This window comes from Streptomyces sindenensis (genome assembly GCF_014649035.1).
GTDB lineage: Bacteria > Actinomycetota > Actinomycetes > Streptomycetales > Streptomycetaceae > Streptomyces > Streptomyces sindenensis.
The window spans coordinates 385623-412154 of record NZ_BMSG01000001.1 but is presented as its reverse complement, the minus strand read 5'-3'; the positions used below and the strand labels follow the sequence as shown (position 1 = coordinate 412154).

Here is a 26532-nt window from a genome sequence, read left to right as displayed (position 1 = left end):
CCTGTGACGAAGGCCCCGGTCGGGGGAGCGGTGGGCCGCCTCGCCGCGTGCGGCGGACCTGCCCGTTCCGGGGCTCGTGCCCGTATGGAGGGCCCCGGGGCGAAGCACCTTGGCGCGTGCGGGACAATGGAGTACGTACTGCATTCCCCCGGGGCGATCCCCCGGACCCCCGGCCGGGGCGGCAGGCGGCCGCGGGTTACACAACGCGAGGCGGACTTTTCGTGACCCGGATCGTGATCATCGGCGGCGGCCCCGGCGGCTACGAGGCGGCCCTGGTGGGTGCCCAGCTCGGCGCGGAGGTGACCGTCGTCGACTGCGACGGTCTCGGCGGGGCCTCGGTCCTCACCGACTGCGTGCCCTCCAAGACCCTGATCGCGACGGCCGAGGTGATGACCACCTTCGACTCCTCGTACGAGGAGCTGGGCATCATCGTCGCCGACGACACCCCGCACATAGAGCAGGCCGCGCGGGTCGTCGGCGTGGACCTCGGCAAGGTCAACCGACGCGTCAAGCGCCTCGCGCTCGCCCAGTCCCACGACATCACCGCCTCCGTCACCCGGGCCGGTGCCCGCGTGATGCGCGGCCGGGGCCGGCTGGACGGGCTCCAGGCCGCCGACGGCTCCCGGCAGGTCGTCGTCACCGCCGCCGACGGCACGGAGGAGCGGCTGACCGCCGACGCCGTGCTGATAGCGACCGGCGGCCACCCCCGGGAGATCCCGGACGCGCAGCCCGACGGCGAGCGCATCCTGAACTGGACCCAGGTCTACGACCTCGACGAGCTGCCCGAGGAGCTCATCGTCGTCGGCTCCGGTGTCACCGGCGCCGAGTTCGCCGGGGCCTACCAGGCGCTCGGCTCCCGCGTCACCCTCGTCTCCTCCCGCGACCGGGTGCTGCCGGGCGAGGACCCGGACGCCGCCGCCGTCCTGGAGGACGTCTTCCGCCGTCGCGGGATGAACGTCATGGCCCGCTCCCGCGCCCAGTCGGCCAAGCGGGTCGGCGACCGGGTCGAGGTGACGCTCGCCGACGGCCGGGTCATCACCGGTTCGCACTGCCTGATGGCGGTCGGCGCGATCCCGAACACCGCGGGCATGGGCCTGGAGGAGGCCGGCGTACGGCTCAAGGACTCCGGGCACGTCCTCACCGACCGGGTCTCGCGCACCAGCGCCCCCGGCGTCTACGCGGCCGGTGACGTCACCGGGATCTTCGCGCTGGCCTCGGTCGCCGCGATGCAGGGCCGGATCGCGATGTACCACTTCCTCGGCGACGCGGTCGCCCCGCTGAACCTCAAGGCCGTCTCCGCCAACGTCTTCACCGACCCGGAGATCGCCACCGTCGGCTACAGCCAGGCCGACGTCGACGCGGGGAAGATCGAGGCCCGGGTCGTCAAGCTGCCGCTGCTGCGCAACCCGCGCGCCAAGATGCAGGGCATCCGCGACGGCTTCGTCAAGATCTTCTGCCGCCCCGGTACGGGCATCGTGGTCGGCGGCTGCGTGGTCGCGCCGCGCGCCAGCGAGCTGATCCACCCGATCTCGATCGCGGTCGACAACAACCTGACGGTGGAACAGATCGCAAACGCCTTCACCGTGTACCCGTCCCTGTCCGGATCGATCGCCGAAGTGGCCCGGCAGTTGCACACCCGCAAGCTCACGGGCGAGGGCTGAGGGTCCGGGAGTCCGGGCAACTCGCGTCAAACCGCGACGGATCGGACGGCGCTGCGACCGTTCCGTCGCCACCCCCGAGCAACGAAGGGGCCTCCTATACCACTTGGAGGCCCCTTTGAAGTACAACTTCTGTTATTCGGCGCAAACTGCTGAAAACTCACCGGCGGGCAGGTTACTGTCAGTTTCGTGTTCGCTGCAGAACGTCGTCAATTGATCCTCGAAATGGTGCGCGCCAACGGGGCGGTATCGCTCCGTGAGCTCGCCCGCGTCGTCCAGACCTCCGAAGTGACCGTACGGCGGGACGTGCGGGCACTGGAGGCAGAAGGACTCCTCGACCGCCGGCACGGCGGTGCGGTCTTGCCGGGCGGTTTTACGCGGGAGTCCGGCTTTCCGCAGAAATCCCATCTCTCCACCGCGGAGAAGACGGCCATCGCCGACCTGGCGGCAGGGCTCGTCGGCGAGGGCGAGGCCATCGTGGTCGGCGCCGGTACGACCACGCAGGAGCTGGCCCGCCGGCTCGCGCGGATCCCCGGCCTGACCGTCGTCACCAACTCGCTGCTGGTGGCACAGGCGTTGGCCCACGCCAACCGGGTCGAAGTCGTCATGACCGGCGGCACCCTGCGCGGGAGCAACTACGCGCTGGTGGGCAGCGGGGCCGAGCAGTCCCTCCAGGGGCTGCGGGTCTCCCGTGCCTTCCTCTCCGGGAGCGGCCTCACGGCGGAGCGTGGCCTGTCCACCTCCAACATGCTCTCGGCCAGCGTCGACCGGGCCCTCGTGCACGCCGCCGCGGAGGTGGTCGTCCTGGCCGACCACACCAAGCTCGGCTCGGACACCATGTTCCAGACGGTGCCCACCGAACTGATCACCCGCCTGGTGACCGACGAGCCCCCGCTCCACGACGAGCGGGCCGCCGCCGAGCTCCAGTCCCTGGCCGACCAGGGGGTGGAGGTCACCGTGGCCGGTCCGGAGGCGGACGCGTCGGGCGGGGACGGTGCCCCTCCGGGGCGTCAGCCCCGCCGGGACATGCCCCTGCCCGGTCAGCGGCGCACGCAGAACGGCGGTCTCGGGCCGCAGTTGCGCAGCGCCTCCGCGCTGGCGGACGTCTCGGGCGAGCAGCGGGCCCGGGTGGCGGATCTGCGGCGGCGGTAGGGCCGGGGCCCGGGCCCTACCGGGCCGCGCGACCGGGGGCCGCGTACCCTCCGTGCTGGAGGCGTACGGGGAGGGCAGAGCGAGCGGGCGCTCCGCGCCCTGCGCGGCATCGGTCCGGGCGAGGCCCGGCGCACCGGCGCCGCGCTCAGTTCCCGGTGCCGGATGGCCTTCCGCCTCACCGCCGGGGGAAGCAGCAGCCTGCGGTACCGCATCGTGGACAAGGCGGGCTCTGCCGTCGCCGGGTTCACGGCCCGGTACCGCTGGTGCGCGCGGGTCCGGACCGACCGGCGTGGATGTCGTCCGCGGGATCGGCCCACGGGCTCCGGATCGCCTGGAGCGCCTGTCGGACCAGGAACCGCACGGCATCGTCGCGGTCTGCGACGACCTGAATGCCGGCCGCGTCGAGGTCCCGCCGGCGGCTACTTCAGCCCCCGCAACGTCAGCCGCAGCAGCCGCTTGGCCAACTCCGGGTCGTCCGGCGACTGTTCGGCGGCCAGGGCGATCGCGTTCGTCAGCTGGAGCAGGTCGTCGATGGAGACGTCGTCGCGTACGGACCCGCTCTCCTGGGCTCGCCGCAGCAGACCCGCGCCCGCCTCCCGGAGCGGCAGATGGCACTGGACCAGGGCCGAGGTCTCGTCGCGCGAGGCGGACATCAGGGAGTGGGCCAGGCCGCGGTACTCACCCGCATGAGTGACGATCGCGCCCAGCCAGTCCACCAGCGCCCGGCACGGGGCCTCCGCCGCCGCCAGCTCCCGGGAGCGGTCCAGGAGCGAGCACAGGGCGTCCTGGAAGACCGCGTTCATCAGGGCGTCCCGGTTCGGGAAGTGCCGGTAGAGGGTGCCGATGCCCACGCCCGCCCGCCGGGCGATGTCCTCCAGCGAGGCGTCCGTACCGTGCTCGGCGAAGGACCTGCGCGCCTCGCCGATCAGCCGGTCGTGGTTCCGGCGCGCGTCGGCGCGCATCGGCCGGGCCGACGGCTGTTCCGTGCTCGTGTCCACCGGGATCGCCCCTGCCATGGCTTCCGCCCCTCCCTCGGTCCTCGGGACCTTCGTCGGTTCCAGGATGCCATTGCGACGAAGGGGCCCGGTCCACGTCGTCACGACGCGGACCGGGCCCCTTCGGAGTGTGCCGGGCGGTCAGTCCTTGATCTCGCAGATCAGGGCGCCGGAGGAGACGGAGGCGCCGACCTCGGCGGTGAGGCCCTTGACGGTGCCGGAGCGGTGCGCGTTGAGCGGCTGCTCCATCTTCATGGCCTCCAGGACGACGACGAGGTCGCCCTCCTTGACCTCCTGGCCCTCCTCCACCGCGATCTTGACGATGGTGCCCTGCATGGGCGAGGCGAGGGAGTCGCCGGAGGCGGCGGAGCCGGCCTTCTTGGCCGCGCGGCGCTTCGGCTTCGCGCCGGCCGCGAGGCCCGTACGCGCCAGGCTCATGCCCAGCGAGGACGGCAGCGAGACCTCCAGGCGCTTGCCGCCGACCTCGACGACGACGGTCTCGCGACCGGCCTCGTCCTCCGCGTCCGCCTCGGCGGGCGCGGCGAAGGGCTTGATGTCGTTGACGAACTCGGTCTCGATCCACCGGGTGTGCACGGTGAACGGGTCCGCGGTGAAGGCGGGGTCGGCGACGACGGCCCGGTGGAACGGGATCGCGGTGGCCATGCCCTCGACCCGGAACTCCGCCAGCGCGCGGGCGGCCCGCTGGAGCGCCTGCTCACGGGTGGCGCCGGTGACGATCAGCTTGGCGAGGAGGGAGTCCCACGCGGGGCCGATGACCGAGCCGGACTCGACGCCCGCGTCCAGGCGGACGCCGGGGCCGGTCGGCGGGGCGAACAGCGTCACCGTGCCGGGGGCGGGCAGGAAGCCCCGGCCCGGGTCCTCGCCGTTGATCCGGAACTCGAAGGAGTGCCCGCGCACCGCCGGGTCGTCGTAGCCGAGCTCTTCGCCGTCGGCGATGCGGAACATCTCGCGTACGAGGTCGATGCCGGTGACCTCTTCGGTGACCGGGTGCTCGACCTGGAGGCGGGTGTTGACCTCGAGGAACGAGATCGTGCCGTCGAGGCCGACGAGGAACTCGACCGTGCCCGCGCCGACGTAGCCGGCCTCCTTCAGGATCGCCTTCGACGCCGCGTACAGCTCGTCGTTCTGCGCCTGGGTCAGGAAGGGCGCCGGGGCCTCCTCCACCAGCTTCTGGTGGCGGCGCTGGAGCGAGCAGTCACGGGTGGAGACGACGACCACGTTGCCGTGCTGGTCGGCCAGGCACTGGGTCTCCACGTGGCGCGGCTTGTCGAGGTAGCGCTCGACGAAGCACTCGCCCCGGCCGAACGCCGCGACCGCCTCGCGGACCGCGGAGTCGTACAGCTCCGGGATCTCCTCCAGCGTGCGGGCCACCTTCAGGCCGCGCCCGCCACCGCCGAAGGCGGCCTTGATCGCGATCGGGAGGCCGTTCTGCTCGGCGAACGCGACGACCTCGTCGGAGCCGGAGACCGGGTCCGGGGTGCCCGCCACGAGCGGGGCGCCCGCGCGCTGGGCGATGTGCCGGGCGGCGACCTTGTCGCCGAGGTCGCGGATGGCGGCCGGCGGCGGCCCGATCCAGGTCAGCCCGGCATCCAGGACGGCCTGGGCGAACTCCGCGTTCTCCGACAGGAATCCGTACCCCGGGTGGACCGCGTCCGCCCCGGAGTCCGCGGCGGCCCGCAGCACCTTGGCCATGTCCAGATAGCTGGCGGCCGGGGTGTCACCGCCCAGGGCGAACGCCTCGTCAGCGGCCCGGACATGCAATGCGTCCCGGTCCGGCTCGGCGTAGACCGCGACACTCGCGATCCCCGCGTCCCGGCACGCCCGAGCAACGCGGACAGCGATTTCGCCACGGTTGGCGATGAGCACCTTGCGCACGATGACTCCCTCCTCGAAACAAGCTGAGTTTAGGGACTACCGACACGGTCGTACGACCTGTCCCCAATGGTGAGCTTGCCCACACGGAGTGTGATTTGAGGCTTGCCCCAGTAGTGAAATCCCTTGTGGCACCACGGTACGCCGGGATCCTCAACCGCACAGTAACGAGTCGGTGTGGTCCAGGTCTCTGTCATGGCAGTCAAGGCCGTACGGCGTTTCTTTGTGGACTCCCTACGAACGGTGAGGTGATTCTTTGCCCGGCGTCCGGGCCCGTCCAACCCCTTGTCCCGAGGAATACCCGCGAGTAGCGTCCGCGCTACGCACGTACCAGAGGTAACAGGGGTGGGACGCTGATGCGCAGACCGGTGGCGATCGTGACCGCGCTCGTGCTGTTCGGGGAGGCGGTGGGCATCGTGCTCATCAACGCCGTCCTGGCCACGGTCGCCGAGAACCAGAACATGTCGCTGGCCGGAATGGACCCGGCCGCCATGTCCGCCGGGACCTGGGTGATGGGCGGTGTCTCCGGGCTGCTGCTGGTGCTGTGCGGGCTGACAGCGCTGATCGCCGGGATACGCGACCGCGCACCCGGACGCGCCGGACGCATCGTCCTGATCGGCTGCGCGGTCGTGCACGGCGTCCTCGGCGCGGTCACCGTCGGTCTGGTCGGCTGGGCCGCCTTCGCGTTCATGATGGTGGTGCTGGCCCTGCTGGTGCTCACCCTGCTGTCGTACGGGCCCGAGGTCCGGCCTCAGGCCCAGCCGCCCGGACTCACACCCACAGCTCCGTGACCGACACGTCCAGCTCGCCCAGCAGCCCGCGCAGCAGCGGCAGCGAGAGGCCGATGACATTGCCGTGGTCGCCCTCGATCGCGTCGACGAACGGGGCCGACCTGCCGTCCAGCGTGAACGCCCCCGCCACGTGCAGTGGTTCGCCCGAGGCCACATAGGCCGCGACCTCGGCGTCGCTGGGCTCGCCGAACCGTACGACCGTGGACGCCGTCGCCGACGCCGTACGGCCCGAGGCGGTGTCGATCACGCTGTGCCCGGTCCGCAGGACGCCCGCCCGGCCGCGCATCGACTTCCAGCGGGCGGTGGCCTCCTCGGCGTCGGCGGGCTTGCCGAGCGCCTCGCCGTCCAGCTCCAGCACCGAGTCGCAGCCGATGACCAGGGCGCCCGCCGCCTCGGGGCGCTCCGCGACCGCCGCCGCCTTGGCCCGGGCCAGGACGAGCGCCAGCTCGGCGGGGGTCGGGGCGCTCAGCGCGTCCTCGTCCACCCCGCTGACGATCACCTCGGGGGCGAAACCGGCCTGGCGCAGCAGACCGAGACGGGCGGGGGAGGCGGAGGCGAGCACGAGACGGCGCTGATCAGTCATGCACGCCATCGTAGAAGGGCCACCGGGCCCCGGGGCGGCGGAGGCCGGATCGGCGGGAAGCCGAGTACGCGGCGGATGCCGGAGGCGGGGATCCTGGGACGCCGGGGTCAGCGGACGCTGGGGTCAGCGGATGCCGGGGGCAGCGGATGCCGTCAGCGGAGGCCGGGGTCAGCGGATGCCGAGCACGAACATCGCCAGCAGCATCGCCAGTGCCAGCAGCACGCCGGCTCTGCGCATCATCGCCTGGGCGTCGCGCAGTTCCTTCGGCGGCTTGTTCTCGGGGTCGGACCACAGCATGGTTCCGATCCTGCTGCGCCGGGCGCCGCCGCGCCTGAGTACGGGTACTCAAGAGGCGGCGGCACCCGGTTCCGGCTCGGACCCTCCGGCGGGTCTCAGGCCGGCCAGTACGTCCGGGCCCAGGCCCGCGGCCCGGGCCGCGGGCGGCCGGTGCGGGCGATACGGCCCGGGTCGGACCACTGCTCGGGCGGCAGCGGCGCACCGGAGGACACGGCGGCGGCGGCCGCGGCACGCGCCTGGACCACCGCCACGGCGGCGGCCAGCTCCTCGGGGGTGGGGTTGCCCCGTACGACCTTGATCATGGGCAGACCTCTCTGTGAGCGGGCGAGCGGGTGGGCCGACGGCTACAGCGGGATGTTGCCGTGCTTCTTCGGAGGCAGGGATTCCCGCTTCGTACGGAGTTGACGCAGGCCCTTGACGATGTGGGCCCGGGTGTCGGACGGCATGATCACCGCGTCGACGTAGCCGCGTTCGGCCGCCACGTACGGGTTGAGCAGCGTGTCCTCGTAGTCCGCCATCAGCTCGGCGCGGGTCGCGTCCGGGTCCTCGGCGGCGGCGATGGTGCGCCGGTGCAGGATGTTCACCGCGCCCTGCGCGCCCATGACGGCGACCTGCGCGGTCGGCCAGGCGAGGTTGAGGTCGGCGCCCAGGTGCTTGGAGCCCATGACGTCGTACGCGCCGCCGAAGGCCTTGCGGGTGATGACCGTGATCAGCGGGACCGTCGCCTCCGCGTAGGCGTAGATCAGCTTCGCGCCGCGCCGGATGATGCCTCCGTACTCCTGGTCCACGCCCGGCAGGAAGCCCGGCACGTCCACGAAGGTGATGACGGGCACGTTGAACGCGTCGCAGGTGCGGACGAAGCGGGCCGCCTTCTCGCTCGCGTCGATGTCCAGGCAGCCGGCGAACTGCATCGGCTGGTTGGCGACGATCCCGACCGGGTGGCCCTCGACGCGGCCGAAGCCGGTGATGATGTTCGGCGCGAACAGGGCCTGGGTCTCCAGGAATTCGGCGTCGTCCAGGACGTGCTCGATCGCGGAGTGCATGTCGTACGGCTGGTTCGCCGAGTCCGGGATCAGCGTGTCCAGCTCGCGGTCCTCGTCGGTGACGGCGAGGTCCGCCTCCTCCGGGAAGGCCGGAGCCTCGGAGAGGTTGTTCGACGGCAGGTAGGAGAGCAGGGACTTGACGTACTCGATGGCGTCCTTCTCGTCGCCCGCCATGTGGTGCGCCACCCCGGAGGTGGTGTTGTGCGTACGGGCGCCGCCCAGCTCCTCGAAGCCGACGTCCTCACCGGTGACCGTCTTGATGACGTCGGGGCCGGTGATGAACATGTGCGAGGTCTGGTCGACCATCACCGTGAAGTCGGTGATCGCGGGGGAGTAGACCGCGCCGCCCGCGCACGGGCCGACGATCAGCGAGATCTGCGGGATCACCCCGGAGGCGTGCACGTTGCGGCGGAAGATCTCGGCGAACAGGCCGAGGGCGACCACACCCTCCTGGATGCGCGCGCCGCCGCCGTCGTTGATGCCGATGACCGGGCAGCCGGTCTTCAGCGCGAAGTCCATGACCTTGACGATCTTCTCGCCGTAGACCTCGCCGAGCGAGCCGCCGAAGATCGTGAAGTCCTGCGAGTACACGCAGACCGGGCGGCCGTCGACCGTGCCGTAACCGGTGACGACACCGTCCCCGTACGGGCGGTTCTTCTCGATGCCGAAGTTGGTGGAGCGGTGCCGGGCGAACTCGTCGAGCTCCACGAAGGAGCCCTCGTCCAGGAGCAGCTCGACCCGCTCACGGGCCGTCAGCTTGCCCTTGGCGTGCTGCTTCTCGACCGCGCGGGCCGAACCGGCGTGCGTCGCTTCGTCGATGCGGCGCGTCAGGTCCGCGAGCTTGCCGGCGGTGGTGTGGATGTCGCTTTGCGGCTCGGACATCGGGGGAGGCTCCCTGCCTGGTCACGGGGACGACGACCGGATGGTGGTCACGGGGGGACCGGCGGTCGTCCGTCCGGCTCTGCGGCTACTGACTCGTCACGCGGATCCTGGGGTTCCGCTCTGGTGCTTGTTACGGCTGCTTGTACGGCTCTGCTCTGGCGCTCTGTTCGTAACTCTGCGGTTACTGCCTCGTAGGGTATCGGCGCGTCTCCGGAAAGGCAGTGCGTCCTTTGCCACACCTAGGCTGGGTTGCATGACACCACCGGATGCGTCACACAACCGCTGGTCGGATCTCGACCGGCCCCCTCTCAACGCGACCGCGCTGCGCCGCGGGCTGCTGCGGCCGGACTCGCTGTGGACGTCGCTGGAGGTCGTGGAGTCCACCGGATCCACCAACACCGACCTCGCCGAGCGGGCCCGTGCCGGGGCGGCGGCCGAGGGCACGGTGCTGGTCGCCGAGGAGCAGACCGCGGGGCGCGGACGGCTGGAGCGGAGCTGGACCGCGCCGCCCCGCTCCGGACTGTTCTTCTCGGTCTACCTGGAGCCGGGCGGCATCCCGGTGGAGCGGTGGGGATGGGTGCCGCTGCTGGCCGGGGTCGCCGCCGCGACCGGGCTCGCCAAGTCGGCCGGTGTCGACATGTCGCTGAAGTGGCCCAACGACCTCCTCGTCCCGGTGGAGGGGGGAGAGCGCAAGACCGGCGGCATCCTCGGCGAGTTCGCCGGCGACGGCATCGTCGTGGGCCTCGGCATCAACGTCTCCCTGCGCGCCGACGAGCTGCCCGCCCCGACCGCGGGCTCCCTCGCCCTCGCCGGGGCGGTCTCCACCGACCGCGAGACCCTGCTGCGGGCCGTGCTGCGCTCGATGGAGCACTGGTACGGCGCGTGGCGGGCGGCCGACGGCGACGCGGCCGCCAGCGGCCTCCAGGCCGCCTACGCGGCGGGCTGCGCGACGCTCGACCGGACGGTACGGGCCGAGCTGCCGGGAGGCGCGTCCCTGGTCGGCGAGGCGGTCGCGATCGACGGGGACGGCCGGCTGATCCTCTCCACCGAGGACGGGCTCCAGCGGCCGGTGTCCGCCGGGGACATCGTCCACCTGCGCGGCGCGGCGGGCGGCCTGACCTGAGGCGGCCCCGGCCCCGACGGCGTACGGACGCGCGGCGGCAGCCGCCAGGTGACGGCGTACCGGCCGAGACGGCCGCCGCCCCCGATGGCGTACGGACGTGAGAGCGCGTACACCCGGGATGTCACGCGCGACGCACCGAGGACGGGCAACCAAGGACGTGAGCCAGAGCACACCTGCCGTATTGTTGAGGCGGTCCAGCGACAGATCACTGCTGGGACGATCAGCGACAGATCGGCAGGCAGTGCGCAGGGAACGGGCAGGAGGCGGCTGGTGACCGTCGGCGACACGTCGTCCGGCGCGGGTGAGGAGCCCGGGGCGGACTCCTCGGTCCACGCCACACCCCACCACGAGGTCGACCACACGGTGGAACCGACCGACGACCCCCTCGCCATCCGCCTCGAAGCGCTGATCCTGGGGGCCGACCGGCGCTACACGCCCTTCCAGGCGGCCCGCACCGCCGGGGTCTCGATGGACCTGGCCTCCCGGTTCTGGCGGGCCATGGGCTTCGCCGACATCGGCCAGGCCAAGGCGCTCACCGAGGCCGACGTCCTCGCCCTGCGGCGGCTCGCCGGTCTCGTCGAGGCGGGGCTGCTCAGCGAGCCGATGGCGATCCAGGTCGCCCGCTCCACCGGGCAGACCACCGCCCGGCTGGCCGAATGGCAGATCGACTCGTTCCTGGAGGGGCTGACCGAGCCGCCCGAGCCCGGCATGACCCGCACCGAGGTCACGTATCCGCTGGTCGAGCTGTTGCTCCCGGAGCTCCAGGAATTTCTCGTCTACGTGTGGCGGCGCCAGCTGGCCGCCGCCACCGGCCGGGTCGTGCAGGCGGCGGACGACGAGGAGATGGTGGACCGGCGGCTCGCGGTCGGCTTCGCGGACCTGGTCGGCTTCACCCGGCTGACCCGGCGGCTGGAGGAGGAGGAGCTCGGCGAGCTGGTCGAGTCCTTCGAGACGACCGCCGCCGACCTGGTCGCCGCGCACGGCGGCCGGCTCATCAAGACCCTCGGCGACGAGGTGCTCTTCGCCGCCGACGACGCGGGCACGGCCGCCGAGATAGCGCTCCGGCTGATCGAGGCGATGTCCCAGGACGAGACGATGCCCGCCCTGCGCGTCGGCATCGCCTTCGGCACGGTCACCACCCGGATGGGCGACGTCTTCGGCACCACGGTGAACCTCGCCAGCCGGCTCACCTCGATAGCTCCGAAGGACGCCGTCCTGGTCGACGGGGCGTTCGCCAAGGAGCTGGTCCGCCACGGCGACGCCCCCGAGTCCGAGGCGCAGGCCGCCGAAGCCGTCGCGGCCGCCGCCGAACGGGCCCGGCTCGCCGAGAAGGAGGGCCGCGAGCCCGACGACGAGCCGCCCCTGCCGACCTACCGCTTCGGGCTCCAGCCGATGTGGCAGCGCCCGGTGCGCGGGCTCGGCGTGGTGGAACCGTGGCTGCTGGCCCGGCGCGGGAAGCCGGGCTCCTGAGCCGTTGCGCCCGCGCTTCCCGATCGCCCTGTCGGTCCGGCGGTCGCCCTGTCTAGGATTCCTGGCGGATAACGCTCGTTAACGGGCGCAGTCGACCGACAGGGGTGCAGCCATGACCGTCACGTCCGAGCAGCGGTTCGGGGAGTTCGTCGTCGTACGGCGGCACGAGGGGCAGGACCATGTCGCCGAGCTGGTCCTCGACCGCCCCAAGGCCATGAACGCCGTCTCCACCGGCATGGCCCGCTCGATCGCCGCCGCCTGCGAGGCGCTGGGCGCCGACCGGGACGTCCGGGCCACCGTCCTGACCTCCAGCCATGAGCGGGCCTTCTGCGTGGGCGCGGACCTCAAGGAGCGCAACTCCTTCTCCGACGCCGACCTCGTCCGCCAGCGGCCCACCGCCCGCGCCGCCTACACCGGGGTGCTGGAGCTGCCGATGCCGGTGATCGCCGCCGTGCACGGATTCGCCCTCGGCGGCGGCTTCGAACTCGCCCTCGCCTGCGATGTGATCGTCGCCGACACCACGGCCGTGGTCGGGCTCCCCGAGGTGTCCGTGGGCGTCATCCCGGGCGGCGGCGGTACGCAGTTGCTGCCGCGCCGGGTGGGCGGGGCCCGCGCCGCCGAGCTGGTGTTCAGCGCCCGCCGCGTCGAGGCCGCCGAGGCGCGCGAACTGGGCCTGGTGGACGAGCTGGTCGAGGCCGGCCGGGATCGCGAGGAGGCCCTCGCGCTGGGCGGCCGGATCGCCGCGAACTCGCCGGTCGGGCTGCGTGCGGCCAAGAAGGCGCTCCGGCTGGGGCAGGGGCTCGATCTGCGCGCGGGCCTGGAGGTCGAGGACGCGGCCTGGCGGTCGGTGGCCTTCTCCGGCGACCGGGCGGAGGGTGTGGCCGCCTTCAACGAGAAGCGTCGCCCGGACTGGCCCGGCGAGTGACGACGCCCGTGCGTGACGCAGGGTGATCTTCCGCGCGACATAGTTGACATTAGGTACACATCAAACTGATCAAAAGCGGGCAAATCTACATAGGCTGTAGAAATGGGTGGTGACGACGAGCGGCTGCGGGCCGTGGTTTCGCTGGCGCAGACCATGGCCGCGGCCTACACGCCGCGCGATTCGTGGCGGGCGGCGGCGCTGGGTGCCTGTGAGGCGTTGAGCGGCAGTTTCGCCGCGCTCTCCGTGTGGGAGCGGGACCGGGGCAGGCTGCGGGTGCTGGTGAACGCGGGGCAACGGGCCGAGGGGGAGGAGGAGTTCCCCGAGGAGGAGGCCTACCCGGTCCACGAGTTCCCGGAGATCACCGAGTTCCTCCACGAGCGCTGGGCCGGCGGCGGCGAACCCGACGCCTGGGTGGAGACCGCCGACGGGCTGGCCGGCGCGGGCGGTCCGGCGCGCGGCGCCCGCCCCTACTGCCACCAGCGGGTCGCCGCGCTGCGGCGGCGCGGCCGGGGCTGCTGCGTGGTGGCGCCGATCGTGCTGCACGGCCGGGCGTGGGGCGAGCTGTATGTGGCGCGACCGGCCGGTCAGCCCGTCTTCGACCGCGCCGACGCCGACTTCGCGACCGTGCTCGCCGCCGTCGTGGCCTCCGGGATCGCCCAGACCGAACGCCTGGAGGAGGTCCGCAAGCTGGCCTTCACCGACCCGCTGACGGGCCTCGCCAACCGCCGCGCGGTCGACATCCAGCTCGACGAGGCGGTCGAGCGGCACCGGGTCGACGACACGGTCGTCAGCCTCGTCGTCTGCGACCTGAACGGCCTCAAGGCGGTGAACGACACCCATGGCCACGCCGTCGGCGACCGCCTGCTGGAACGTTTCGGCTCGGTGCTGTCGCTGTGCGGGGCGATGCTGCCGGAGGCGCTCGCGGCCCGGCTCGGGGGCGATGAGTTCTGCCTGCTCGCGGCGGGGCCCCCGGCGGACGCGGTGGTCGGGGTCGCCACGGAGCTCTGCGATCGGGCGGCGGTGATCGAGCTGGGTGACGGGGTCGCCTGCGGGGTCGCGTCGACCGGCGACCCGATCGGTCCGGTGCGCTCGGCCCGGCGGCTGTTCCGGCTCGCGGACGCCGCCCAGTACCGCGCCAAGGCCGCCCGCTCCAAGGGGCCGGTGGTGGCCGGGCGGGACGGCGAGGTCATCCGGCTCGCGGACTCCCCGCCGAAGTCCGCGCACGACCGGCGCAGGCTGCGCGGCAACCGTCCGAGCCCGCCGGTGCCGTAAGGGGCCCCGTACGGCAGCACTAGTGACATGAAGGGTTTCAGTCCGTACGCTGCTGAATATGGATATGCACACTGTCGTGGTGGGGACGTCCGGAACCACCGCCGAGGACGTCGTCGCCGTGGCCCGCCACGGCGCCCGGGTCGAGCTCTCCGCCGCCGCCGTGGAAGCCCTCGCCGCCGCCCGTCTCATCGTGGACGCGCTCGCCGCCAAGCCCGAACCGGTCTACGGCGTCTCCACCGGCTTCGGCGCCCTCGCCAGCCGCCACATCAGCCATGAGCTGCGCGCTCAGCTCCAGCGCAACATCGTCCGCTCGCACGCGGCCGGCATGGGCCCGCGCGTCGAGCGCGAGGTCGTCCGCGCGCTGATGTTCCTCCGGTTGAAGACGGTCGCCTCCGGCCACACCGGCGTACGCCCCGAGGTCGCGCAGACCATGGCGGACCTGCTGAACGCGGGCATCACGCCCGTCGTCCACGAATACGGCTCGCTCGGCTGCTCCGGCGACCTCGCGCCCCTCTCGCACTGCGCGCTCACCCTGATGGGCGAGGGCGAGGCGGAGGGCCCCGACGGCACGGTCCGCCCGGCCGGCGAACTGCTCGCCGCCCACGGCATCACCCCGGTGGAGCTGGCCGAGAAGGAAGGGCTGGCCCTCCTCAACGGCACCGACGGCATGCTCGGCATGCTGGTCCTGGCCCTCGCCGACCTGAAGAACCTCTACACCTCCGCCGACATCACCGCCGCCCTCTCCCTGGAGGCGCTGCTCGGCACGGACAAGGTGCTCGCCCCCGAACTGCACGCCATCCGCCCGCACCCCGGCCAGGGCGTCAGCGCGGACAACATGCTGCGGGTCCTGGCCGGTTCGGGGCTGACGGGCCATCACCAGGACGACGCCCCCCGGGTCCAGGACGCCTACTCGGTGCGCTGCGCCCCCCAGGTCAACGGCGCGGGCCGCGACACCCTCGACCACGCGGCCGTCGTCGCGGGGCGTGAACTGGCCTCATCCGTCGACAACCCGGTGGTCCTGCCCGACGGACGGGTCGAGTCCAACGGCAACTTCCACGGCGCGCCCGTCGCGTACGTCCTGGACTTCCTCGCGATCGTCGCCGCCGACCTCGGCTCCATCTGCGAGCGCCGCACCGACCGGCTGCTCGACAAGAACCGCTCGCACGGGCTGCCGCCGTTCCTCGCGGACGACGCCGGGGTCGACTCCGGTCTGATGATCGCCCAGTACACCCAGGCCGCCCTGGTCAGCGAGATGAAGCGGCTCGCGGTCCCCGCCTCCGCCGACTCCATCCCGTCCTCCGCGATGCAGGAGGACCACGTCTCCATGGGCTGGTCCGCCGCGCGCAAGCTCCGTACCGCCGTGGACAACCTGACCCGGATCGTCGCCGTCGAGCTGTACGCGGCGACCCGCGCCGTCGAACTCCGCGCCGCCGAGGGGCTCGTCCCCGCCCCCGCCTCGCAGGCCGCCGTGGCCGCGCTGCGCGCCGCGGGCGCCGAGGGCCCGGGCCCGGACCGCTTCCTCGCGCCGGACCTGGCCGCCGCCGACACGTTCGTACGGGAAGGCCGCCTGGTCGCGGCCGTGGAGCCGGTCACCGGGCCGCTGGCCTGATCCGGGTCCCGTACAGGTGGAAAGCCGGTCCCGTACGTGTACGGAGGAGGGTCCCCGCGCCGGGGGGTGCGGGGACCTCTTCGTATGCCGTGTGCGGGGCCCGTACCGGGTCAGTAGGCCGGGCGCGTCCCGGACCGGCGTACCGAGTACGTGACGAAGCCCGCGCCGACGCCCAACAGGGCCGTGCCGCCGATGAGATACGGGGTGGTGTCCAGGCCGGGACCGGTGTCGGCGAGGCGCGCCCCGGACGCGTCGTCGGCCTTCTGGGCGGTCCGGTCGGACGTGGCGGCCGGGCTGCCCTGCTGCCTGGCGTTCTCACCGGTCGCGTTGGCCGACGGGACGAACCAGAGAGCGGCCAGCAGCGTGCCTGCGGCGGTGGCGGTCAGCAGTGTGCGACGAGCGACGGACACAGATTCGATCCCCTTGCGACAACCATGAGTTAGCCCCGTGGGCCGATGCTAAGCAAAGCAGCGGGTCGGTGGAAAGTCATGGCCTCACCGGGCCGTACGCTCCGGCCATGAGCACAGATGAGACATCCAGGTTTGTTCGACTTCGCGTCGAGATGGTGCTGGAGGTCACCGACCCCGACGCCCTGACCGGCACCGCCCTCGAATCGATCGCCGCCGAGTACGGGGAGCCCGTCGCGGGCATCGGCGGCGGCGAGAGCGCCGAGGAGCGGATGCATGCCGAGGCCACGGTCCGGGCAGACGGTGCAGAGGCCCTCGCCTCGCTGGTCGACCCCTTCGACCTGGTCAGCGAGGTGCCCGGGGTGGAGCTCGCCCAGGCCTCGTGGAGCAGCGAGTCCATCGACTACGACCCCGACGCGGAGGGCTGGGACGACGCGGACGACGGCGAGGAGGGTCTCTTCCTGCCGCGGGACGGGGGCGACGAGGAGGGGTACGGCGACACGGTCGCGCATCATGGGAAGAACGACGGCGAGGACGGTGACCCCGCGCAGCGGGTGTGACACGTGAGGACACCGGCCCCGGCCCCCGCTCACCGGCGGACCGGGGTCGCGCCGTGCGGTGACGGAAACCCGGGCCCGGCGGCGGGAACCAGGACCGCCGGGGCGGCGTCGATGAGTGGTGTTCCCCACATCTGTCGAGGATGCGGAACGGACCGCCCTTTCCGGGTGTTCTTGGAACATTGACGGGGAATGCCGCCTGGCGGTCCCGTCCGGGGATTTTGGGGAGTTCGGCAACGATGGAGAAGCGTGTGATGACGGACAGCAAGCGGCGCAAGGGCCTCGTGGCCGTGTCCGCACTGCTCGGCGGCGTGCTGGTGCTTTCGGCCTGTACCGACGACGGCGACAAGGGCGGAAAGACGAGCGCCGGGAGTTCGGAGTCGTCGCAGCGTGAAGTGGACAAGGCGGCAGCCGCGGACGCCTCCGAGGCGCAGATAACGATCAAGCCGAAGAACGGCTCGACCAACGCCAGCATCAACAACGCCGCCCAGGTCACCGTCACCAAGGGCAAGCTGACCGAGGTCGTCATGACGACCGCGGACGGCACCCCGGTCGAGGGCACGCTGGCGGCCGACGGCTCCAGCTGGAAGCCCGCGAACCAGCTGGAGCGCTCCACCACGTACAAGATCGACGCCACGGCTGCCGACTCGAAGGGCCGTGAGGCCCACGAGAACAGCTCCTTCACCACCGTCTCGCCCGACAACAGCTTCATCGGGAACTTCACCCCCGAGGACGGCTCCACCGTCGGCGTCGGGATGCCGGTCTCGATCAACTTCAACAAGGCGATCACGGACAAGAAGGCCGTCCAGGACGGCATCACCGTGACCTCCAGCAGCGGCCAGGAGGTCGTGGGCCACTGGTTCAACGGCCAGCGCCTGGACTTCCGTCCGGAGGACTATTGGAAGGGCGGCTCCACCGTCACCCTGAAGCTGGCCCTTGACGGTGTCGAGGGCGCGGACGGCGTCTTCGGCGTCCAGCAGAAGACCGTCACCTTCAAGATCGGCCGCAACCAGGTCTCCACCGTCGACGCGAAGACCAAGCAGATGACGGTCACCCGCGACGGCAAGACGATCAAGACGATCCCGATCTCCGCGGGCTCCCCCGAGACCCCCACGTACAACGGTCAGATGGTGATCTCCGAGAAGCACAAGGAGACCCGGATGAACGGCGCCACCGTCGGCTTCACCGATGACGACGGCAAGGGCGAGTACGACATCAAGGACGTGCCGCACGCCATGCGCCTGTCCACGTCGGGCACCTTCATCCACGGCAACTACTGGGGCAAGGGCATCTTCGGCAATGCCAACACCAGCCACGGCTGCGTGGGCCTCGCCGACGTGAAGGGCGCGAACGACCCCAACGCCCCCGCCGCCTGGTTCTACGACAACTCGCTCATCGGCGACGTGGTCATCGTCAAGAACTCCCCGGACAAGACGATCACCCCGGACAACGGCCTCAACGGCTGGAACATGAGCTGGGCCGAGTGGACGGCCGGCTCCCAGGCCTGATCCACCCACCGGCTGCACCTCCCGGCCGGCCGGATCCTCTTCCCCGCACCACCCGCACCACGCACCACCCGCACCACCCCCGTCCCCGCCCGAAGGCGGCGGCCCCGGAAGCCCCGGGACCGCCGCCTTCGGCGTGTCCGGGCCCGGACAGCCCCTCGGGCATGACCTCCGAGGTAATCGACGGTCCTGGCCCCGCCCGGCAGCATCGTGGGTGTCACGCAGAGCACCCCGACCCGATCGCCCGGAGGACCCGACCATGACCGCGTACGCCATCGCCCACCTGCGCCCCGCCGACGGCCCCGTCGAGGACGAGGTGCTGAGCTACATCGAGCGGATCCAGGCCACCATGGAGCCCTACGGAGGCCGCTTCCTCGTGCACGGCGCCGAGGCGGACGTGGTGGAGGGGACGTGGCCGGGCGCGCTGGTCGTCCTCGGGTTCCCCGGGACGGCCGAGGCCCACGCCTGGTACGCGTCCCCGGCCTACCAGGAGATCCTGCCGCTGCGCACCCGGCACATCGACGGCGACGTGGTGATCGTTCCCGGTGTCGGCCCGGAGTACGACGCGTCGGCCACGGCGGCGGCGATGCGGGCGGCGCGGGACCGCACGGCGCAGGAGGTCTGAGACCGGGCCCGGCCCGTACGGCTCGCGCCTGCGCTGCCCGCCCAGGCCGCCGGAGAGACAATGGAGCGGCCGGGAGACGGGTGCCGGCACACGGACCGCACCGGCGGACGACAGCCGGAGCGGGGGCCGGGAGGAGACTGGGCCATGGGCGCCACCGAACGTTTCCAGGGCGGTCCCGGCTCCTCGGCCGTGGTGCCGTCGGGACCCGGTGGCCTGCTGGATGTGCTGAACGTGGCCGCCGTCCTCCTGAACGCCGATGGCAGGATCGATCTCTGGAGCCCCCAGGCCGAGACCCTTTTCGGCTACAGCGCCGAGGAGGCTCTGGGCAAGTACGCGGGCCATCTCCTGATCGACAAGGAACACCTCGACAAGGTGCTGACGCTGTTCGCCCAGGTCATGGACGACGGCGAGAGCTGGTCGGGCGACTTTCCCGTCAGGCACAAGGACGGCAGCACGCGGATGGTGGAGTTCCGCAACATGCGGCTCCAGGACGACCGGCGCGAGTACTGGGCCCTGGGACTGGCCACCGACCGGACGACGCTGCGGCGGGTGGAGCGAAACCTGGCCCTGTCCGCCCAGCTGGTGTCCCAGGCGCCGATCGGGCTCGCCATGCTGGACACCGACCTCCGGTACATCTCCGTCAACCCCGCGGAGGAACGGATGAACGGCGTGCCGGCCGCCGAGCATGTCGGCCGGCACGTCAGCGAGGTGCTGCCCTTCCTCGACGCGGCCTTCGAAGGTTCCATGCGCGAGGTCCTGGCCTCCGGGGTTCCGATCGTGGACCAGTACACCGTGGGCCGTACGCCGGCCGACCCGGACCATGACCACGCCTGGTCGGTCTCGTTCTACCGGCTCGAATCCTCCGACGGGAAAGTCCTGGGAGTGGCCACCTCCAGCGTCGACGTCACCGACCGGCATCGCGCCGTGGAAGAGCAGCGCCACGCCGCCCTCACCCTCCAGCGCAGTCTGCTGCCCCACCCCCCTTCCCAGCGGCCGGGGCTGGACGTCGCCTTCCGCTACCGCCCCGCCCAGGCGACGATCGAGATCGGCGGGGACTGGTTCGACGTCATTCCCCTGGCCGGCGACAAGACCGCCCTCGTCGTCGGCGACGTCATGGGCAGCGGTGTGACCGCCGCGGCCACCATGGGGCAACTGCGCACCGCCACGAGAACCCTGGCCGATCTCGACCTCCCCCCGGCCCGGGTCCTGCACCACCTCGACCACATCACGGACGGCCTCGACACCATCGCGACCTGCGTCTACGCCGTTTTCGACCCCCGCACCGAGCGATGCGAGATATCCGTCGCCGGGCACCTGCCACCCGTCCTCCTGGGCCCGGGCGGCAACCGCGAACTGCTCGACCTGCCCACCGGCGCGCCCTTGGGAGGGTGCGGCATCTCCTTCGAATCCACCTCCATCGACTTCGAGGAGGGAAACCAGCTCGTCCTCTACACCGACGGCCTCGTCGAGACGCGCGACCAGCCGATCGACGCACGCCTGAACGCTCTCCTCGACGTCCTCGACGACCCCCGCCGCTCGTTGGAGGCCACCTGCGACCTGCTGCTGAGCACCCTGCGTCACAGCGGGGAGCGCGACGACGTGGCCCTGCTCGTCGTCCGGGCCGGCCCCGGCCCCGCGGGGCGAGGCGAGGGGCAGGCCGTCCGGGCCGGCCCCGGCCCCGCGGGGCGAGGCGAGGGGCAGGCTCAGCCCGTACGCCCCCGCACCGCCGCCCGGTAGGACCGCAGGTCGCTGCGGCGCACCTGGCGTACCCCCGCGAGGTCCTCGCACGGCTCGGCGGGGCGGCCCGCGGGGCGCTCGGGGCCGCCGGTCGTCGCCGGGCCGCGGAGCCGCCGCCAGGGCTGGAGCGGCAGCCAGAGGAGCCCGTACAGCCAGCGCAGCACCAGTCTGCGAAAGCCCGGGCGGCCCGCGTCGGGCAGCCGGATCACCCGGACGCCCATGATCAGCTTCCCGGCGCTCGCCCGGACGGCCATGGTCAAAAGCACCTGATTGGCGAACGACAGCACGAGCAGCTGGGCGACCAGCAGGGCGATCGCGCGCCCCGTACCGCCCGAGTCCAGGCAGGAGTGCACCAGCAGCCCCACGGCCAGCAGGCACAGATAGGCGTCGAGCCCGACCGCCAGATACCGGCGCATGTCACCCGTGCCCCGGGGGACGCGCGGCTGCCTGTGGGGCCCCGGGGCGGGGTGGGCCGAGGGGCGGGCGTACGCCGGATACGCCGCCCGGGCGGGCGCGGGCACGGGCGGCGGCGGGGCCGGGGCCGCACGGGGTCGCACGGGGCGGCTCGCAGTCCGGTGCGCCCCGCGCGAGGCCCGTAACGCGTCAGGAGGCAGCCCTCTCCGACGCCCCCGTGGCTTGGTCATGGGGGCATCATGACTGATCGTCAGGCGAGGTGTCCCCGTTCCTGACGGGTAACTACGGCGCCGGGGCGTTGTTCCTCGGGAACCGCACGGCGGACGCACGGATGCCTCCGTACGGATGCGGGGCCGGAGTGGAGGAAAACGCCTGATCATGGTCACCATGTGGATGGTCCTCGAAGATCATCGGCCCGCACGGGAGAATCGGACCGGTGGCGTCCTCCGGGACGGGGGCGCCGACGCGTACGAGCCGACCACGGAAGGTCAGAATCAGATGCCGGTCACCCCCGACTCGCCCGACTCCGCCCGCACGCACGACGCCGCGGCCCGGGTCATCGAGCCGCTCTACGCCGAGATCCTGCGCCGCAACCAGGGGGAGCAGGAGTTCCACCAGGCGGTCCGCGAGGTCCTGGAAACGCTCGGACCGGTGCTGACGCAGCGCCCGGAGTTCGTCGACGCCCGCATCATCGAGCGCATATGCGAGCCGGAGCGTCAGCTCATCTTCCGGGTGCCGTGGTCGGACGACTCCGGCGACATCCACGTGAACCGCGGCTTCCGGGTCGAGTTCTCCAGCTCGCTCGGCCCCTACAAGGGCGGACTGCGCTTCCACCCCTCGGTCAACCTCGGCATCGTGAAGTTCCTCGGCTTCGAGCAGATCTTCAAGAACGCCCTCACCGGCATGCCCATCGGCGGCGGCAAGGGCGGCGCGGACTTCGACCCCAAGGGCCGGTCCGACGCGGAGATCATGCGGTTCTGCCAGTCGTTCATGACCGAACTCCACCGCCACCTGGGGGAGTACACGGACGTGCCCGCCGGGGACATCGGCGTCGGCGGCCGGGAGATCGGCTACCTCTTCGGCCAGTACAAGCGGATCACCAACCGCTACGAGTCCGGCGTCCTCACCGGCAAGGGCCTCGGCTGGGGCGGCGCGCAGGCCCGTACGGAGGCCACCGGCTACGGCACGGTCCTGTTCACCGCCGAGATGCTGCGCAGCCGGGGCGAGTCCCTGGAGGGCCAGACCGTCGCGGTCTCCGGCTCGGGCAACGTGGCCATCTACGCCATCGAGAAGGCCCAGCAGCTCGGTGCGACCGTCGTCACCTGCTCGGACTCCGGCGGATACGTCGTCGACGAGAAGGGCATCGACCTCGCCCTCCTCAAGGAGATCAAGGAGGCCGGCCGGGGCCGCGTCTCCGAGTACGCCGAGCGGCGCGGCGCCCACGCCCGGTTCGTACCCGGTACGGGCGTGTGGTCGGTCCCCGTGGACGTGGCCCTGCCCTGCGCCACGCAGAACGAACTGCACGAGGCCGACGCGCTGCACCTCGTACGCAACGGGGTCAAGGCGGTCGCGGAGGGCGCCAACATGCCCACCACGCCGGAGGCGGTCCGGGTCCTCCAGGAGGCGGGCGTCGCCTTCGCCCCCGGCAAGGCGGCCAACGCGGGCGGGGTCGCGACGAGCGCGCTGGAGATGCAGCAGAACGCGTCCCGGGACTCGTGGACCTTCGCCCACACCGAGGAGCGCCTCGCCGAGATCATGCGGCACATCCACGACTCCTGCTACACGACGGCGGAGCGGTACGGCAGCCCCGGCAACTACGTGGTCGGCGCGAACATCGCGGGCTTCGAGCTGGTCGCGGACGCGATGCTGGCGCAGGGGCTGATCTGACGGAGGCCGGGTGCGGCGCCCGCCGGCACCGCGCCCGGCCCCTCCCCCGCGCGGCGGAGCGGACCGGACCGCAGGGGGGATTCGTCGGCGCAAGCGCCCCACAAGAGTGGGAACATGACGCCGAGGATCTTTCACCGCCCCCCGTCCGCCGATGACACCGAGCGGCCCGTCCCCCGCTGGGCGATGCGGCTCGCCCACGCGCTTCCGCTGCTCCTGCTGCCGGCGTGCCTGTGGCGGCTGCCCTTCGCCCTGCACTTCGAGATGGGGCAGGTGCAGACGGGCGGCGCGCCCCCCTACTGGCTGAGCATTCCGTACGTCCTCGGGCTCAGCGTCCTGACGGAGGCGATCGCGATCCTGACCATCGGGCTGGTCCGGGGCTGGGGCGAGGTGGCGCCCGCGTGGATACCGCTCATCGGCGGCCGACGCGTCCGGCCACTGGCGGCCTTCGTCCCGGCGGTCCTCGGCGGCCTGATCCTCACCTTCCTGTTCACGGCCGTCCCCGTCGGCGACGGCCGCTACCTCACCCTGTACGGCGTCGTCGACGCCATCGGATACACCAGTGACGCCTGGCAGTTGCTGGCGACGGTGTGCATCACCCCCATCGCCGCCTGGGGGCCGATCACCATCGCTCTCGCGATCGCCTACTACCGCCGCCGAACCGCCCGTCCTGCGAACACAGCCGCCTGTCACGGAACTTCGCCGACAGCGGATCCGCCCGGAGCGCAACGCCGGGCCGGTGCCGGGAACGCGCCGCGCTCCTAGTCTGGGACGGTGACCAGCCGAACGACGAACCAGGCCGACGTGATCCCCCTGCGCCCGCTCCCGACGGCGGCGGACCCGGCACCCCACGACGTGTCCCAGGACCTGCCCCGGGGACTGCCCCCGGAGCCGCTCTGGCGTGACCTCCTCGGGGAGGTGCTGCGCCGCGAACGCCGGGCGCAGGGGCGGACGTTGAAGGACGTGTCCGACGCGTCACGGATCTCCATGGCGTACCTCTCCGAGGTGGAGCGCGGCCGCAAGGAGGCATCCTCGGAGGTGCTGGCCGCCGCGGCCCGGGCGCTCGGCCTGAGCCTTGCCGACGTCCTGGCGCTGGCGGGGGAGCGGCTGGTGAGCCTCACGGCGGCCCTCACCCGGAGCCGGTCCCGGTCGCTGGGGGCGGCGGGCGGTCACCGGCCGGTGGGGGCGGCGGGCCCGGCCCGTCCGGCCGGCCCGGCGGGCCCGATGGGCGGTGTGCTGCTGGCGGCCTGACCCGGGAGACGCGCGGGACGGGCGCTACGAGCGGCCGCTGTCGCCCCGGGGTGCCCGGTCCGCGAGGCCCTCACTGCGGACACCGAAGCCCCGTCCGCCCGGGCGGCCCACCTGGCAGCGGTCGCCGCCGAGGGCCGCCATCCGCACCTGCTCGCCGCCGTCACCGCTGCGGGCGACCCGCCCCCGGCCGGACCCGAGGACCGGGACGCCGTGTTCGTACGGCTGCTGCGACAGGTGCTTCCGGCGATGCTGACCGGCTGACCGGCTGTCCCAGGACACAGGACGCGGGCCCCGGGGCGAGCGGTCCCCGAGGCTCCTGTGTCCGGGAGGCTCCTGCGGGTGGGAGACTCCTGCGGGTGGACTCAGCCCTCGGCCGGGGCCACGCCGATCGGGCAGCTCACGCCCGTACCGCCGATGCCGCAGTAGCCGCCCGGGTTCTTGTCCAAGTACTGCTGGTGATACGCCTCCGCAGGCCAGAACGGGCGGCCCTCGGCCGGGAGGATCTCCGTGGTGATCTCCTTGTGGCCCGAGGCCGTCAGGACCTTCTGGTACGCCTCACGGGAGGCGTCGGCCGCCGCTGCCTGGGCGGGGGAGTGGGTGTAGATCGCGGAGCGGTACTGGGTGCCCACGTCGTTGCCCTGGCGGAAGCCCTGCGTCGGGTTGTGCGACTCCCAGAACAGCCTCAGCAGGTCCTCGTACGACACGACGGCCGGGTCGAAGACGACGCGTACCGCCTCCGTGTGGCCGGTCAGGCCCGAGCAGGCCTCCTCGTACGTCGGGTTCTCCGTATAGCCGCCCTGGTAGCCGACGAGCGTGGTCCACACGCCCTCGGTCTGCCAGAACTTCCGCTCCGCGCCCCAGAAACAGCCCAGCGCGAAGTCCGCCACCTCCAGGCCCTCCGGGTACGGGCCCACCAGCGGGTTGCCGAGGACCGTGTGGCGGGAGGGGACGGTGAACTCGGGGACCGGGCGGCCGCGCAGGGCCTGCTCCGGGGTGGGGAGCACGGGGGTGCGGTGGTTCAGGAACATGCGGGGCTCCTCCGGGTGTCGGGGTTCGGTACGTACAACACGGGAGGGTGCGCCGGGATTCCGGGCACCGACGCCCACTCCATGGCCCCGGTGACGTCCGCCGGGGTCCGGGCGAAGCCGGCCGCGCGGGCCGTCACGGTGACGGGCGCGGCACTCGTGGCGGCCGCGCCGAGGACCGTCACGGTGACCGGCGCGGCGCTGGTGGCGGGTGCGCTGGTGACCACGGCGGTCGGCCGGGCCCCCGCCACCGCTCCCGTCAGGCCATGAAGCCCTGCGGAGATCAGTGCGGCAGCGTCGCCGGGCTGCCGCCGTTCGCCTCGTACCCCGCGACCGCCAGCGCCCGGTAGACCGTGTACTGCGCGGCCGGGTCCGCCTCCGCCGTCCACGGCAGCGCGCCCACGTGGCCGTCGATGCGGATCAGTTGGTGCATCGCCTCCGACCAGCGCTCCATGTGCACCAGGAACAGCACCAGCAGGTGGCGGACGTGGGCGAGCATCGGGTCGTCCTGGCGGGCCGCGTGCACCGCGAACATCGCGCCCTCGACCGCCTTGGTCACCACCTGGCTGCGGTAGAAGCCCTGCACCAGGTTGACCTCCGGCAGGTGCTCGTACACCGCGAACAGCGGCAGCGCCGCCAGCAGCGAACCCTGCGGGGCGCGGGCGGCGGCGGCCGTGGCGAAGGCCTCGGCGTCCTTGCGCGAACCGTGCCACCGCTCGGAGTGGAAGTGCAGCGCCGCGATGTGCGCGCCCAGGTGCGCCGGGGCCCGGTCGATGATCTTCGCCCACAGCTGGTCGAACTGCTCGGGGGTGTAGCCCAGGCCCCGGGCCACCGCCAGCTCCACGATGTACGGCACGGGGTCGCCCGGGGCGAGCAGGGCCGCCTCGCCGCAGACCGTACGGGCCTCCTCCAGGATGATCCGGAAGTCGTCGCTGCCCGCCGCCGAGGACCGCCACGCCTGCTGCACCAGGAACTCCGCGTGCACCGCCGCGCCGCCCGCGTCCTTCGGGGACTCCGCGCGCCAGGCCCGCAGCCACGAGCCGCCCTTCCCCGGCTGCTGCGCCAGCTCCAGGGAGGCCGCGCCCGCGAAGGCCTGCACGCGCTGCCAGCGCACCTCGCCCTCCTTCGGTGTCCCGGCCAGCAGCTGCGAGGCCGCCCGCCACTGCTGGGTGCCCTGGACCACGTCGAGCACGTCCAGGAGGTCCTGGTCGGGGCCCGGCATCCGGACGTCCAGCTCCTCCTGGCGGGCGAAGCCGTACGTGTCCGGGTCGGCGGCGTCCGGCGAGCCGGGGGCTACCTGGCGGATACCGCCCCGGCGGCGCATCACCCAGGGGCCGACGACCGCCGCGAGCATGCACATCGCGAGCAGGAACAACAGAATCTCCATGGACCCATTGTCCCCGGGACGGCAAGTGGCCGGTGAGGCCCTCCGCC

At 72.5% G+C, this 26532-nt stretch carries 27 protein-coding genes; 16 read left to right on the top strand and 11 right to left on the bottom strand.

What is annotated here, in order from left to right; translation table 11 throughout:
• Nucleotides 1-221 precede the first annotated feature (221 nt).
• A complete protein-coding gene (locus IE145_RS01825; RefSeq protein WP_069738027.1) occupies nt 222-1661 on the top strand; it encodes an NAD(P)H-quinone dehydrogenase in 1440 nt (479 codons plus the stop codon).
• A gap of 186 nt (nt 1662-1847) precedes the next feature.
• On the top strand, nt 1848-2810 hold the full coding sequence (locus IE145_RS01820) for a DeoR/GlpR family DNA-binding transcription regulator (RefSeq protein WP_189518155.1): 963 nt from the start codon (nt 1848-1850) through the stop codon (nt 2808-2810).
• 419 nt (nt 2811-3229) lie between these two features.
• Here the strand turns inward: IE145_RS01820 and IE145_RS01815 are convergent, their stop codons facing one another.
• Together IE145_RS01815 and IE145_RS01810 are read right to left on the bottom strand one after the other, a co-directional pair.
• On the bottom strand, nt 3230-3772 hold the full coding sequence (locus IE145_RS01815; protein WP_444545670.1) for a TetR/AcrR family transcriptional regulator: 543 nt from the start codon (nt 3770-3772) through the stop codon (nt 3230-3232).
• 174 nt (nt 3773-3946) lie between these two features.
• Nucleotides 3947-5701 carry an acetyl/propionyl/methylcrotonyl-CoA carboxylase subunit alpha gene (locus tag IE145_RS01810; protein ID WP_189518151.1) on the bottom strand — a complete coding sequence of 585 codons (1755 nt, stop codon included), beginning with the start codon at nt 5699-5701 and terminating at the stop codon, nt 3947-3949.
• Nucleotides 5702-6054: 353 nt separating this feature from the next.
• Here IE145_RS01810 and IE145_RS01805 point away from each other — a divergent pair, with 353 nt between their 5' ends.
• The gene (locus IE145_RS01805; protein ID WP_189518149.1) at nt 6055-6489 is read left to right on the top strand and encodes a hypothetical protein; all 435 of its coding nucleotides are present in this window, start codon (nt 6055-6057) and stop codon (nt 6487-6489) included.
• On the opposite strand, the gene IE145_RS01800 is transcribed toward IE145_RS01805, so the two are convergent.
• The 4 genes from IE145_RS01800 to IE145_RS01790 all read right to left on the bottom strand — a co-directional run bounded on the left by IE145_RS01800 (nt 6470) and on the right by IE145_RS01790 (nt 9294).
• Nucleotides 6470-7081, bottom strand: coding sequence for a nucleoside triphosphate pyrophosphatase (locus IE145_RS01800; protein WP_189518147.1), 612 nt, complete (start codon nt 7079-7081; stop codon nt 6470-6472). The two genes, IE145_RS01805 and IE145_RS01800, sit on opposite strands and share 20 nt — an antisense overlap.
• Nucleotides 7082-7240: 159 nt before the next feature.
• On the bottom strand, nt 7241-7369 hold the full coding sequence (gene mmpB, locus IE145_RS33715) for a morphogenic membrane protein MmpB (RefSeq protein ID WP_006127106.1): 129 nt from the start codon (nt 7367-7369) through the stop codon (nt 7241-7243).
• Nucleotides 7370-7464: 95 nt separating this feature from the next.
• Complete coding sequence (locus tag IE145_RS01795; protein ID WP_006127107.1) at nt 7465-7671, bottom strand: acyl-CoA carboxylase epsilon subunit; 207 nt, start codon at nt 7669-7671, stop codon at nt 7465-7467.
• A gap of 42 nt (nt 7672-7713) precedes the next feature.
• On the bottom strand, nt 7714-9294 hold the full coding sequence (locus IE145_RS01790) for an acyl-CoA carboxylase subunit beta (RefSeq protein ID WP_189518145.1): 1581 nt from the start codon (nt 9292-9294) through the stop codon (nt 7714-7716).
• Between the two features lie 253 nt (nt 9295-9547).
• Here IE145_RS01790 and IE145_RS01785 point away from each other — a divergent pair, with 253 nt between their 5' ends.
• The 5 genes from IE145_RS01785 to hutH all read left to right on the top strand — a co-directional run bounded on the left by IE145_RS01785 (nt 9548) and on the right by hutH (nt 15693).
• Complete coding sequence (locus tag IE145_RS01785) at nt 9548-10417, top strand: biotin--[acetyl-CoA-carboxylase] ligase (protein ID WP_189518143.1); 870 nt, start codon at nt 9548-9550, stop codon at nt 10415-10417.
• Between the two features lie 270 nt (nt 10418-10687).
• The gene (locus IE145_RS01780; protein ID WP_069743585.1) at nt 10688-11887 is read left to right on the top strand and encodes an adenylate/guanylate cyclase domain-containing protein; all 1200 of its coding nucleotides are present in this window, start codon (nt 10688-10690) and stop codon (nt 11885-11887) included.
• A 112-nt stretch (nt 11888-11999) separates the two neighbouring features.
• Nucleotides 12000-12812 carry an enoyl-CoA hydratase/isomerase family protein gene (locus tag IE145_RS01775; RefSeq protein WP_189518141.1) on the top strand — a complete coding sequence of 271 codons (813 nt, stop codon included), beginning with the start codon at nt 12000-12002 and terminating at the stop codon, nt 12810-12812.
• Nucleotides 12813-12914: 102 nt separating this feature from the next.
• Nucleotides 12915-14084 carry a GGDEF domain-containing protein gene (locus IE145_RS01770; RefSeq protein ID WP_189518139.1) on the top strand — a complete coding sequence of 390 codons (1170 nt, stop codon included), beginning with the start codon at nt 12915-12917 and terminating at the stop codon, nt 14082-14084.
• Nucleotides 14085-14142: 58 nt separating this feature from the next.
• Nucleotides 14143-15693, top strand: coding sequence for a histidine ammonia-lyase (hutH, locus tag IE145_RS01765; RefSeq protein WP_189518138.1), 1551 nt, complete (start codon nt 14143-14145; stop codon nt 15691-15693).
• Between the two features lie 110 nt (nt 15694-15803).
• Here hutH and IE145_RS01760 read toward each other — a convergent pair whose 3' ends face one another.
• Nucleotides 15804-16103 carry a hypothetical protein gene (locus IE145_RS01760; RefSeq protein ID WP_189518136.1) on the bottom strand — a complete coding sequence of 100 codons (300 nt, stop codon included), beginning with the start codon at nt 16101-16103 and terminating at the stop codon, nt 15804-15806.
• A 107-nt stretch (nt 16104-16210) separates the two neighbouring features.
• On the opposite strand from IE145_RS01760, the gene IE145_RS01755 reads away from it, so the two are divergent.
• The 4 genes from IE145_RS01755 to IE145_RS01740 all read left to right on the top strand — a co-directional run bounded on the left by IE145_RS01755 (nt 16211) and on the right by IE145_RS01740 (nt 20524).
• Nucleotides 16211-16660, top strand: coding sequence for a hypothetical protein (locus IE145_RS01755; RefSeq protein WP_229825204.1), 450 nt, complete (start codon nt 16211-16213; stop codon nt 16658-16660).
• Nucleotides 16661-16896: 236 nt separating this feature from the next.
• On the top strand, nt 16897-18165 hold the full coding sequence (locus tag IE145_RS01750; protein WP_189518134.1) for a L,D-transpeptidase: 1269 nt from the start codon (nt 16897-16899) through the stop codon (nt 18163-18165).
• Nucleotides 18166-18421: 256 nt separating this feature from the next.
• Nucleotides 18422-18787 (top strand): DUF1330 domain-containing protein, encoded by a 366-nt coding sequence (locus IE145_RS01745; protein ID WP_189518132.1) that lies wholly within the window; start codon nt 18422-18424, stop codon nt 18785-18787.
• 144 nt (nt 18788-18931) lie between these two features.
• The gene (locus tag IE145_RS01740) at nt 18932-20524 is read left to right on the top strand and encodes a SpoIIE family protein phosphatase (protein WP_189518130.1); all 1593 of its coding nucleotides are present in this window, start codon (nt 18932-18934) and stop codon (nt 20522-20524) included.
• On the opposite strand, the gene IE145_RS01735 is transcribed toward IE145_RS01740, so the two are convergent.
• Nucleotides 20491-20940 (bottom strand): RDD family protein, encoded by a 450-nt coding sequence (locus IE145_RS01735; RefSeq protein WP_189518128.1) that lies wholly within the window; start codon nt 20938-20940, stop codon nt 20491-20493. The genes IE145_RS01740 and IE145_RS01735 overlap by 34 nt on opposite strands.
• A 496-nt stretch (nt 20941-21436) precedes the next feature.
• On the opposite strand from IE145_RS01735, the gene gdhA reads away from it, so the two are divergent.
• From gdhA to IE145_RS01720, 3 genes are all read left to right on the top strand, one after another.
• Nucleotides 21437-22825 (top strand): NADP-specific glutamate dehydrogenase, encoded by a 1389-nt coding sequence (gene gdhA, locus IE145_RS01730; protein WP_189518607.1) that lies wholly within the window; start codon nt 21437-21439, stop codon nt 22823-22825.
• Between the two features lie 114 nt (nt 22826-22939).
• Nucleotides 22940-23587: a hypothetical protein gene (locus IE145_RS01725; RefSeq protein WP_189518126.1), complete on the top strand. Its 648-nt coding sequence runs from the start codon at nt 22940-22942 to the stop codon at nt 23585-23587.
• A gap of 9 nt (nt 23588-23596) precedes the next feature.
• On the top strand, nt 23597-24073 hold the full coding sequence (locus IE145_RS01720) for a helix-turn-helix domain-containing protein (protein ID WP_189518124.1): 477 nt from the start codon (nt 23597-23599) through the stop codon (nt 24071-24073).
• A gap of 24 nt (nt 24074-24097) precedes the next feature.
• On the opposite strand, the gene IE145_RS01715 is transcribed toward IE145_RS01720, so the two are convergent.
• Together IE145_RS01715 and msrA are read right to left on the bottom strand one after the other, a co-directional pair.
• Entirely contained in the window at nt 24098-24352 is a 255-nt protein-coding gene (locus IE145_RS01715; protein ID WP_189518122.1) for a hypothetical protein, read from the bottom strand.
• An 83-nt stretch (nt 24353-24435) separates the two neighbouring features.
• The gene (gene msrA, locus IE145_RS01710) at nt 24436-25101 is read right to left on the bottom strand and encodes a peptide-methionine (S)-S-oxide reductase MsrA (RefSeq protein WP_189518120.1); all 666 of its coding nucleotides are present in this window, start codon (nt 25099-25101) and stop codon (nt 24436-24438) included.
• An 81-nt stretch (nt 25102-25182) separates the two neighbouring features.
• Here msrA and IE145_RS01705 point away from each other — a divergent pair, with 81 nt between their 5' ends.
• Nucleotides 25183-25368 (top strand): MFS transporter permease, encoded by a 186-nt coding sequence (locus IE145_RS01705; protein ID WP_189518118.1) that lies wholly within the window; start codon nt 25183-25185, stop codon nt 25366-25368.
• 13 nt (nt 25369-25381) lie between these two features.
• Here IE145_RS01705 and IE145_RS01700 read toward each other — a convergent pair whose 3' ends face one another.
• Entirely contained in the window at nt 25382-26485 is a 1104-nt protein-coding gene (locus IE145_RS01700) for a hypothetical protein (RefSeq protein WP_189518116.1), read from the bottom strand.
• Nucleotides 26486-26532 lie beyond the last annotated feature (47 nt).

What these genes read in the sequence shown, in the direction of transcription:
- IE145_RS01815 (WP_444545670.1), bottom strand. Translation starts at nt 3,772, where the DNA reads ATGCGCGCCGACGCGCGCCGGAACCACGACCGGCTGATCGGCGAGGCG.
- IE145_RS01805 (WP_189518149.1), top strand. Translation starts at nt 6,055, where the DNA reads ATGCGCAGACCGGTGGCGATCGTGACCGCGCTCGTGCTGTTCGGGGAG.
- IE145_RS01800 (WP_189518147.1), bottom strand. Translation starts at nt 7,081, where the DNA reads ATGGCGTGCATGACTGATCAGCGCCGTCTCGTGCTCGCCTCCGCCTCC.
- mmpB (WP_006127106.1), bottom strand. Translation starts at nt 7,369, where the DNA reads ATGCTGTGGTCCGACCCCGAGAACAAGCCGCCGAAGGAACTGCGCGAC.
- IE145_RS01795 (WP_006127107.1), bottom strand. Translation starts at nt 7,671, where the DNA reads ATGATCAAGGTCGTACGGGGCAACCCCACCCCCGAGGAGCTGGCCGCC.
- IE145_RS01790 (WP_189518145.1), bottom strand. Translation starts at nt 9,294, where the DNA reads ATGTCCGAGCCGCAAAGCGACATCCACACCACCGCCGGCAAGCTCGCG.
- IE145_RS01785 (WP_189518143.1), top strand. Translation starts at nt 9,548, where the DNA reads ATGACACCACCGGATGCGTCACACAACCGCTGGTCGGATCTCGACCGG.
- IE145_RS01775 (WP_189518141.1), top strand. Translation starts at nt 12,000, where the DNA reads ATGACCGTCACGTCCGAGCAGCGGTTCGGGGAGTTCGTCGTCGTACGG.
- IE145_RS01770 (WP_189518139.1), top strand. Translation starts at nt 12,915, where the DNA reads ATGGGTGGTGACGACGAGCGGCTGCGGGCCGTGGTTTCGCTGGCGCAG.
- hutH (WP_189518138.1), top strand. Translation starts at nt 14,143, where the DNA reads ATGGATATGCACACTGTCGTGGTGGGGACGTCCGGAACCACCGCCGAG.
- IE145_RS01755 (WP_229825204.1), top strand. Translation starts at nt 16,211, where the DNA reads ATGAGCACAGATGAGACATCCAGGTTTGTTCGACTTCGCGTCGAGATG.
- IE145_RS01750 (WP_189518134.1), top strand. Translation starts at nt 16,897, where the DNA reads ATGGAGAAGCGTGTGATGACGGACAGCAAGCGGCGCAAGGGCCTCGTG.
- IE145_RS01745 (WP_189518132.1), top strand. Translation starts at nt 18,422, where the DNA reads ATGACCGCGTACGCCATCGCCCACCTGCGCCCCGCCGACGGCCCCGTC.
- IE145_RS01740 (WP_189518130.1), top strand. Translation starts at nt 18,932, where the DNA reads ATGGGCGCCACCGAACGTTTCCAGGGCGGTCCCGGCTCCTCGGCCGTG.
- IE145_RS01735 (WP_189518128.1), bottom strand. Translation starts at nt 20,940, where the DNA reads ATGCGCCGGTATCTGGCGGTCGGGCTCGACGCCTATCTGTGCCTGCTG.
- gdhA (WP_189518607.1), top strand. Translation starts at nt 21,437, where the DNA reads ATGCCGGTCACCCCCGACTCGCCCGACTCCGCCCGCACGCACGACGCC.
- IE145_RS01725 (WP_189518126.1), top strand. Translation starts at nt 22,940, where the DNA reads ATGACGCCGAGGATCTTTCACCGCCCCCCGTCCGCCGATGACACCGAG.
- msrA (WP_189518120.1), bottom strand. Translation starts at nt 25,101, where the DNA reads ATGTTCCTGAACCACCGCACCCCCGTGCTCCCCACCCCGGAGCAGGCC.
- IE145_RS01705 (WP_189518118.1), top strand. Translation starts at nt 25,183, where the DNA reads ATGGCCCCGGTGACGTCCGCCGGGGTCCGGGCGAAGCCGGCCGCGCGG.
- IE145_RS01700 (WP_189518116.1), bottom strand. Translation starts at nt 26,485, where the DNA reads ATGGAGATTCTGTTGTTCCTGCTCGCGATGTGCATGCTCGCGGCGGTC.